General features: G+C 51.2%; 3 protein-coding genes. All 3 read right to left on the bottom strand.

Annotated features, from left to right (window positions below):
• The coding region (locus Q0605_RS02695) for a hypothetical protein (protein WP_298703996.1) at positions 1-306 on the bottom strand (306 nt) is incomplete at its 3' end.
• Between the two features lie 188 nt (positions 307-494).
• A complete protein-coding gene (gene uppS / locus Q0605_RS02690) occupies positions 495-1,172 on the bottom strand; it encodes a polyprenyl diphosphate synthase (RefSeq protein WP_298703992.1) in 678 nt (225 codons plus the stop codon).
• Between the two features lie 3 nt (positions 1,173-1,175).
• A partial coding sequence (gene coaBC, locus Q0605_RS02685) for a bifunctional phosphopantothenoylcysteine decarboxylase/phosphopantothenate--cysteine ligase CoaBC (protein WP_298703991.1) occupies positions 1,176-2,235 on the bottom strand: 1,060 nt, incomplete at its 5' end.

Genomic DNA, 2,235 nt, shown 5'->3' with positions numbered 1-2,235 from the left:
TAATCCGCCGAAAATCAAAAATCCCGCCACTAATATCACGGCGTCCAAAAGATCAAAGTTCAAAGTATCTACGATCCATAAAAACATAATATATGCGCCTATCCCGCTGCCCGCGGATGCCAAAATCCCCATTTTTTTGGGGGCGAAGGCAAACGCTAGCATAAAAAACAGCAGTAGGCAAATGTAGACCGCCAATATAAATTTCTTGGGTTTTTTATACACGCTGCCGCATCTTGGGCATCTTAGAGTTTTCATCGGCTTTTTGGTAAGTTTTTTGCCGCAACCACATTGTATGTAGTAGCTCATAGCCCTCCTTTCGCTCTTTGCGCGAATGCACGGCGCGATTTTTAAAATCCTGCCGCGTTAAATTTACCGCGCCGCGCAACGCGGCTCGCGCTATAGCTTTAAATTTAAAAGGACGAAATTTAAAATTTCTATGTTGCATGCGGCTCTGCGAATTAAAATTTTAAAATTTAAAGCGACTGCGCTGCAGCTCAAAGACCGCCGAAGCGGCGCTGTTTACGGCGGAAATCATCCACTATGCGAACAAGCTCCTCGCGCGTGAAATCCGGCCACAGCGTCGGCGTAAACGCAAGCTCGGCGTAGCTCACCTGCCAGAGCAAGAAATTCGACAGCCGCTGCTCGCCGCCAGTGCGCACCAGCAGATCCACGTCGCCGCTGTGCGCGGTATCCAGATGCGCGCCGATGCCCGCTTCGCTTAGTCGCTCGCCGCTTGCAAGCAGCCTCTCGCACGCTCGCACGATCTCGTCGCGCGAGCCGTAGTTGATCGCTAGGTTAAAATTTAGCGCTCGTCCGTTTTGAGTTAAATTTGAAAGATATTCGATCTCGCTTCGCAGATCGCCCTTAAAAGCCGATATATCGCCGATCGGATAGAATTTTATCCCGTTTTGGGTAAATTTTTCGCGGCGCGATATTAGGAATTTTTGAAGCAACTTCATCAAAAATTCCACTTCGCTTTTCGGGCGCTTCCAATTTTCGGTGCTAAAGGCGTAGAGCGTGAGGTTTGCGATGCCTTCGTCGATGCAAAACTCGCAGATCTGCTCCACGACCTCCGCGCCCGCTTCGTGCCCGCCGGTGCGCAGCAGACCGCGCTTTTTCGCCCAGCGCCCGTTGCCGTCCATCACAAGAGCGAGATGATTTAGGCTATTCACGGATCAGATTTTTTTCAGCTCAGCCGCGATTTTTAGGGCGACTTCGTCCTTCGGCGCGGTGTCGATTACGACCTGATCGTTTTTCGTGATGAAAGTGACCTTAAGGACGTCGCCGCCGAGCTTGATGATGTCGTCCAGCACGTTTAGGCAGACGGCGTCGAGATGCTTTTCGTTAAGCATGCGTTTGGCCTCGCCGACGGCGTTTTCGCGGTCGGTTTCGAGTTTAAAGCCCACTTTTTTGATATTTCCGCGCACGGAGCTTAAGATATCCTCGTTTTCGCCCAGGCGTAAATTCCAAATTTCGCCGATCTCCGCTTTTTTAACCTTGTCTTTATAGCGCACCTTCGGCGAGTAGTCGCTTACCGCGGCAGCCATTATCAAATACGCGCCGTCGGGGAATTTTGTGCTGTCAAGCGCCGATTTTAGCCCGATAGTGCTTTCAAATTTAACGAGCTTGTACGGTAAATTTTCATATTCGTTGCTAGAGATCAGCGTCACGTCCGCGCCTAGGTAAAACAGCGCGTCGGCAATCGCTTTGGAGGTTTTGCCGCTGGAAAAATTCGTAATGCCGCGCACGCTATCGATCTTTTCGATCGTCGCGCCTCCGGTGATGATGACGGTTTTATCCTCCCAAAATTTATCGTTGTAAAGCGCGCGCTTTAGCGTCTGCATGATCGCCTCGGTGCTCGCTAGCCCGCCCTTGCCGGTATCGCCGCAAGCTAGGGTTTTTTCTATCGGATCCACAAAATACGCATTGACGCTCGCTTTTAGCATATCGATGCAGTTTTTCGTGATGTTGTTTTCAAGTAGCGCGGGGTTCGCGGCCGGCGCGATAACCACCTTGGCGTGGGCGAAAGCCGCGTTTAGCACCTCTAAAAATACGTTGTCGCAGACGCCCCACGCGAGCTTGTTTATCGTATTTGCCGTCGCGGGCGCTATCAAAACCAAATCCACCTTAGAATAAGCGATGTGGTTGATGCCCGCCTGCCAGTTTTCGTTGGCTTTGCAAAGTACCGGGTGATCGCACAGCGCCTCGAATGCCTTGTAGCTGACAAACTCCTGC

It is taken from the genome of uncultured Campylobacter sp. (assembly GCF_938017705.1).
GTDB lineage: Bacteria > Campylobacterota > Campylobacteria > Campylobacterales > Campylobacteraceae > Campylobacter_B.
Note: the sequence above shows the minus strand (reverse complement) of the source record. Positions and strands in the feature narration are given on the sequence as shown.